Annotated in this window: 5 protein-coding genes and 1 pseudogene; 3 read left to right on the top strand and 3 right to left on the bottom strand. The window is 60.0% G+C overall.

All coding sequences use genetic code 11. The annotated features are described in order from the left end of the window. A pseudogene (locus FHT29_RS32450) lies at positions 1-213 on the bottom strand (GDP-mannose 4,6-dehydratase); the annotation flags it as partial. Positions 214-337: 124 nt separating this feature from the next. Next, the gene (locus tag FHT29_RS32445; protein ID WP_168601033.1) at positions 338-1,324 is read right to left on the bottom strand and encodes a helix-turn-helix domain-containing protein; all 987 of its coding nucleotides are present in this window, start codon (positions 1,322-1,324) and stop codon (positions 338-340) included. Positions 1,325-1,712: 388 nt separating this feature from the next. On the opposite strand from FHT29_RS32445, the gene FHT29_RS32440 reads away from it, so the two are divergent. From FHT29_RS32440 to FHT29_RS32430, 3 genes are read left to right on the top strand one after another with little or no spacing between them, the layout of a single operon-like run. After that, on the top strand, positions 1,713-3,209 hold the full coding sequence (locus FHT29_RS32440) for a sugar ABC transporter ATP-binding protein (protein ID WP_168601032.1): 1,497 nt from the start codon (positions 1,713-1,715) through the stop codon (positions 3,207-3,209). A gap of 16 nt (positions 3,210-3,225) precedes the next feature. Beyond that, a complete protein-coding gene (locus tag FHT29_RS32435; RefSeq protein WP_168601031.1) occupies positions 3,226-4,296 on the top strand; it encodes an ABC transporter permease in 1,071 nt (356 codons plus the stop codon). Between the two features lie 39 nt (positions 4,297-4,335). Next, the gene (locus FHT29_RS32430) at positions 4,336-5,430 is read left to right on the top strand and encodes a substrate-binding domain-containing protein (RefSeq protein WP_168601030.1); all 1,095 of its coding nucleotides are present in this window, start codon (positions 4,336-4,338) and stop codon (positions 5,428-5,430) included. Positions 5,431-5,477: 47 nt separating this feature from the next. Here the strand turns inward: FHT29_RS32430 and FHT29_RS32425 are convergent, their stop codons facing one another. Beyond that, the gene (locus tag FHT29_RS32425; RefSeq protein ID WP_168597801.1) at positions 5,478-6,509 is read right to left on the bottom strand and encodes a LacI family DNA-binding transcriptional regulator; all 1,032 of its coding nucleotides are present in this window, start codon (positions 6,507-6,509) and stop codon (positions 5,478-5,480) included. Positions 6,510-6,522 lie beyond the last annotated feature (13 nt).

Genomic DNA, 6,522 nt, shown 5'->3' with positions numbered 1-6,522 from the left:
CGTCTTGCGAGCCTTCTCCGGGTTGCCGAGCAGCACATCCACTTCCGCCGGGCGGAAGAGTTGAGGATCGATCACCAGATGATCCTCCATCTTCATGCCGACATGCTGAAAGGCGATGGCACACATGTCGCGCACGGCCGTCGTCCGACCGGTCGCAATGACATAGTCGTCAGCGGCGCCCTGCTGCAGCATCAGCCACATGGCGCGAACGTACTTCGTCCGGCTTAACGTCCTTCACGGTACGGACGAGACCGGAAAGATCCATCAAGTCGCCGTCGGCGAATAGTTCCAACCGGTCGGCGTCTGTCCGTATTGACGATGCAAATGCCGAGTGACCCTATCGGTCGTCGCTTCGGCGTAGTCTGGCTGTATCGGACGGCATTTCGCCGAAGGCTTGATGATAGAAGGCGGCAAAGCGCCCCATATGTGAAAATCCCCAACTCCGCGCAATTTCGGCGACCGCTTGACAACGGGCCGGATCCATCAATGCCCCGCGTGCGCCTTGTAGGCGTATCGTTCGCAAGTAGCTGAGAGGCGTCGTATTCTTGAACTGCTGAAAGGCGGCTTGCAGCGCACGAACGCTCGTGCCGGCCTCACGCGCGATTTCGGCGATACCCATATTCGAGCCGACATTGGCATGCATGTATTCTATCGCCCGTTTCAACCTTCTGGGTATGGCCGGTGAAGCCGGCTTCAGCATTCGTTCCGAATAGTTGTGCGGCACGGCTTCGAGCAGCGCGATCATCATCGCCTGCAACAGATGCTCAGTGAATGCGGAGGAGGATCGGTCAGCATTTTCCACCGTCAGGCTCTGCCAGATAAGATTTCCAAGGGTCGCGATCTGCATGCCTCTTGCCGACGACAGGTCGACGGTATCGGTAAATTCCAGATCGTCGAGTACAGGGGCGTCGAGCAGTTCACTCAATTGCCGGATAAGCGCCGATTTCTCGAACGCAATCCCCATATGGCTGCGCTGCTCGTGCAATGTCAGCTTTTCGAACGAGGACATATCACCCACCAGCCCCTCGCCCGGCTTCGACACAAGCTCCCTGGATCCCACATCGATCGCCATCCCGCCCGAGGATGGAATGTAAAGCCCGTAGGCATCCGGGCCGCCCGAGAGTGATACGCTCATGCCGGAATTACATTTACCGTTCCAGATGCTGCAATAGCCCACCGTGTAATGACGGTCTTCAACTGAGATCAGCGCGCGCCGATGCAAAGGTTCGACGACGGCGGGAAACAAGGTCCTGGCATAGTGTGCCGTCATCTCCTCGGCATCGGCATCTTCGATCTTGAACATGGATTGAGTAGCGTATCTCAAATATAGCCCTCTCCAGCGCCAAGGGCGCGCCTCCCGAGATATTGCTCAACGACAACGCGAGTATATCTTAATTTACACCCTTGCTGTAAATTAACACTAGAGCATTCTTGGCCGAAAAGCACTACCCAAGAAATATTGTACCCAAATAGCAATAGTACTGCCGTGATTAGTACCATGAATTAAATTAGCGATTGTTTCGATATTCATGTGATGATTGCGAACATCTGGAGATTTATTTTAATCATAAAGAAGTTCATCCCTGCTGCCGGACGACAACCTTCCCATCAACGCACGGAACCGGCGGGAAGCATCATGTCAGCGTGGAGCCTCTTGACGGAATGTTATCGATAACATAGCCTCTTCCCATCGAAGCTTTGGGAGGAGCGGGATGGACGACGGAAAGCTGCTCGAATTCTGCGATATCACCAAGGAGTTTGGTGGAACGCGTGCCCTGTCGAATGTATCGCTCGATCTGAAGGAGGGTGAAATCCTCGCGCTTCTCGGCGAAAACGGCGCGGGCAAATCGACGCTCATCAAGACACTGGCAGGCATCTACAGGCCGGACGGCGGACAGCTTCTGTTTCGCGGCAAGCCATATCAGCATCGTCCGCCGCAACCCAACCAGCGCCAGCCGATCGCCTTCATCCATCAGGATCTCGGCTTGATCGAATGGATGACGGTGGGTGAGAATGTCGGGCTTGCGCAGGGCTATTCGCTGCGCGGCCGGCTGATCGATTGGCGGGCGACCGAACGGCGCACGGCAGAGGCCTTGAAGCTCGTCGGCTGTGATTTCGATCCCTCGACGCGCGTCCAGGAACTGACGAGAACGGAAAAGTCGCTGGTGGCGATCGCCCGCGCACTCGCTGTCGAGGCCGATGTTCTGGTCCTCGATGAACCCACAGCCAGCCTGCCCGCCGATGAGGTCGAGAAGCTGTTCGCGGCTATTCGCCCGCTCAAGGAGCGCGGCGTGGCGATGATCTACGTCTCGCACCGGCTGGATGAGATCTTCCGCATCGCCGACCGCGTCGCCGTGCTGCGCGACGGACAACTGGTGGGACAGAAGCCCGTTTCCGAAACCACGTCAGACGAGCTGATCCGGATGATCGTCGGGCGCAAGGCCGACCAATTGTTTGTCAAGGCGGAACGAATGACCGGTCCGGCCATCGTCTCGGTCAAGGATCTCGCCTGCCGCGGCGCCGGGCCGGTATCCTTCGATATCCGGCAAGGGGAGCTTCTTGGCCTTGTCGGATTGCGAGGCGCGGGCCAGGAACTGATCGGACGCGCGCTGTTCGGCTGCGAAGTATCGAGCGGCACGGTGCGACTCAACGGTGTGGAACCCAACCTTTCGAGCCCGGTCGCCGCCATGGCGTCCGGCATCGGCCTGATCGCCAGGGACCGCACCGAAGAATCGGTCGCGATGTCGCTCAGCCTGCGCGAAAACACCTTTCTCAATCCTGGCGCCTCCGGGCGTGGCCTGATGTCGTTCCTCTCGCCGCGCAACGAAGCCGAGAAGGCCTATTCGCTCGGCAGCCGGGTTGGCCTCAGGCCCAACGACCAGAGCCTTGCGATTGAGGCCCTATCTGGCGGCAACCAGCAAAAGGTCGTTGTGGGACGGTGGCTGGCGACGGGCCGGAAGCTGCTGATCGCCGAAGATCCGACCGCCGGCGTCGATGTCGGCGCCAAGGCCGATATCTATCGGCTGATCGCCGAGGCGGTGGAAGGCGGCCTTGCCGTTCTCGTCGTTTCCACCGACTTCGAGGAAATCGCCCACATCTGCCATCGTGCCCTTGTATTCTCGCGCGGCCAGATCGTGCGTGAACTCAGCGGTGCCGACCTGACTACACCGGCGGTGATCGCCGCCGCATCTGCATCCGAAGCGGCCTGAACCGGAGAGGAAAACCATGCAATCGATCGAATCCAATGCGCTCGAACCCACACGCTCCGAGCTGTCGGCAATGAGCTTCGGCCAGAAAATCCAGCGTCTTCTGCCGGTCTACGGCCTCGTCATCCTGACGGCCCTGCTGATCCTGTTGTTTTCCGTTCTGCTGCCGCAGACTTTCCCGACCATGCTTAATCTGCGCTCGATCATCTCCGACAAGACCATTATCGCGATCCTGTCGCTGGCGGCGATGATCCCGATGGCGGCGGGCCGCATCGACCTGACGATCGGCTACGGCATCGTGCTCTGGCATGTACTCGCGATCAGCCTGCAGACGATGTTCGGCCTACCCTGGCCCGTCGCGGTGCTTATCGTCATCCTGCTCGGCGCCTTTACCGGCTTCCTGAACGGGCTCCTGGTGGAAATCGCCAAGATCGACAGCTTCATCGCAACGCTCGGCACCGGCACCGTGCTTTATGCCATCGCGCTCTGGCATACCGGCGGCCGACAGGTGGTCGGCATGCTGCCGCAGGGTTTCTATGCACTGAACGGCACCATGGTATTCGGCCTGCCAATCACCGGCATCTATGTCCTCGTGCTTGCCTTCGTGATGTGGATCGTCCTCGAATATCTGCCGATCGGCCGTTACATCTATGCCATCGGCGCCAACCCGAAGGCCGCCGCCCTGAACGGCATCCCTGTCCGCCGCTTCGTCATCGGCGCCTTCGTAACCTCGGGCACGCTTGCCGCCGTTGCCGGCGTCCTGCTCGCCTCCAAGCTGCGCATCGGGCAGGCAAGCGTCGGGCTTGAATATCTTTTGCCGGCGCTGGTCGGTGCGTTCCTCGGCTCTACCACGATCAAGCCCGGCCGCGTCAATGTCTGGGGCACGATGATCGGCGTCATTATTCTTGCGGTCGGTATCGCCGGCATCCAGCAGTTCGGCGGCTCCTTTTATGTCGAGCCGCTGTTTAACGGCGTCACCCTGCTCGTGGCCATCGGCATAGCCGGATATGCGCAGCGCCGGCGCAGTCACGCCGGGCGCATGGCCCCGGTCCACAAGCCGCAATTGTCCGCCGCGCCAGCGGAGAAATGAACATCAGCTCAGTTTGAACGTCCAATGGGAGGAGACGAAATGAAACGCAGACAATTCCTGCAGGCAACGACAGCCGTATTCGTGTTGTGCGCCAGCCATGCCTATGCCGATGCGATGGCGGATGCGAAAGCCGTCGTGGACAAATACGCAACGGCGGTCACCAAGTGGGACGGCCCGGCGACCGGCCCGAAGGCGCAAGCGGGCAAGACGATTGTCGTTCTCGCCGGCGATCTCAAGAACGGCGGCATTCTCGGCGTCAGCAACGGCGTCGAGGAAGCCGCCAAGGCCATCGGCTGGCAAGTGAAGGTTCTCGATGGCGCGGGCTCGATCGGCGGACGCACGGCCGCTTTCGGTCAGGCCATGGCGCTCAAGCCCGACGGCATCATCATCGACGGCTTCGATGCGGTCGAGCAGGCACCGGCGCTTGAAGAGGCAAAGGCTGCCAAAATCCCGCTGGTCGCTTGGCATGCAGGCCCGGTGATCGGCCCCGACGATAAGAACGGATTGTTCGCCAATGTCAGCACCGATGCCATGGAAGTCTCGAAGGCGGCCGCCGACTGGGCCTTCGTCGATGCCAAGGGCAAGCCGGGCGTGATCATCTTCACGGACTCGACCTATGCGATCGCCATTGCCAAGGCCGACAGGATGAAGGTCGAGATTGAACGCCTGGGCGGCAAGGTGCTGGAATATGTCGACACGCCGATCGCCGAGACGTCACAGCGCATGCCGCAGCTGACCACGTCGCTGCTGCAGAAATATGGAGACAGCTGGACCCATTCGCTTGCCATCAACGACCTCTATTTCGACTTCATGGGTCCGTCGCTCGCCTCAGCCGGCAAGGGCGGAACCGATGCGCCGATCAACGTCGCCGCCGGCGATGGCTCGCAATCGGCCTATGAGCGCATCCGCGCCGGCCAGTATCAGAAAGTGACCGTGGCCGAGCCGCTCAATCTCCAGGGCTGGCAGCTGGTCGACGAACTCAATCGGGCTCTTTCCGGCGAGAAGTGGTCCGGATATCTGTCGCCGCTGCATGTGGTGACATCAGATAATATACAGTCCGACGGCGGCCCGAAGAACAGCTTCGATCCGGATAACGGCTACAGAGATCAGTACAAGAAGATCTGGGGCAAATGATCCCAGTTGCGCGGAAACGGCGCGGTCTTGGGGCCGCGCCGTTTCACTTAAGGGACAAGCTGAAGCTGACGGCTGCTATCACGGACGATTAGTTGAGTTGAAATCCTGACATTGCCGACCGGCTGCGCATTGTCGAGAATATCGAGGATCAGCTGGGCGGTTTGCTCGCCGATTTCCCTGGCAAAGGCATTGATCGTCGTCAGCGTCGGTACGCATACCTCACCGATTTCATAATTGCCGAACCCACCGATGGAAAAGCGCTCCGGCACGGGGACGCCCAGCCGGCGACATTCCGTCAGCGCGCCATAAGCGGCAAGGTCGGAAACGCAAACGACCGCCTCTGTGTCCGGATAGATCTCGATCAGCTTCGCCATGGCATTGGCGCCCTCGCGCATTGAAATTGGCGGCGGCCCAGCGGCGATCAGTCTCGAAGCGTCGAGGCCATGCGCCTGCATCGCTGCAATGAAGCCAAGTCGACGCTCGCTGCCGCGCGAATCCCGCTGAACGTCGCCACCGATAAAGGCGATACGCCGACAGCCCGAGGCGACGAAGTGGTCGACCATATCGCGCATGACCGCCGTGTTGGAAAAACCGACAAAGTGGTCGATTGGATCGGCTGGAATATCCCAGGTTTCGATGATCGGAATGGCCACCGTCTGTAGAAGCCGGCGCGCTCGCGCCGTGTGCGAGCCACCGGTCACCACGAGAGCCTGCGGCTTGCGGCGCAGAAGCTGCTCGATCAGCCGCTCCTCCTCATCGATATCGTAGTTCGTATAGCCAAGCAGGATCTGCATTCCCCGCTTGGCCAGCGTGTCGGAAAGGCCGCCGACCGTGTCGGCGAAATTGGCGTTGTTGATGGAGGGAATGGTGACGGCGACAAAATCGGACTTTTGCGAACGCAGGTTGGAGGCCGTGCTGTCGAAAACATAACCCAGATCTTCCGCCGCCTTCAGAATCGCTTCCCGGGTCTCCGGGCTGACGAGACTGTCCGCCTTGAACGCACGAGACACCGTCATCGGAGAAACTCCCATGACGCGGGCTATGTCTGCCATAGTGGGCGGTTTGCGATTGCTACTCATCAATGGCCTTATG

Source organism: Rhizobium sp. SG741 (assembly GCF_012275435.1).
Taxonomy (GTDB): Bacteria; Pseudomonadota; Alphaproteobacteria; order Rhizobiales; family Rhizobiaceae; genus Rhizobium; species Rhizobium lusitanum.
This window is presented reverse-complemented; position numbering and strand designations above follow the sequence as displayed.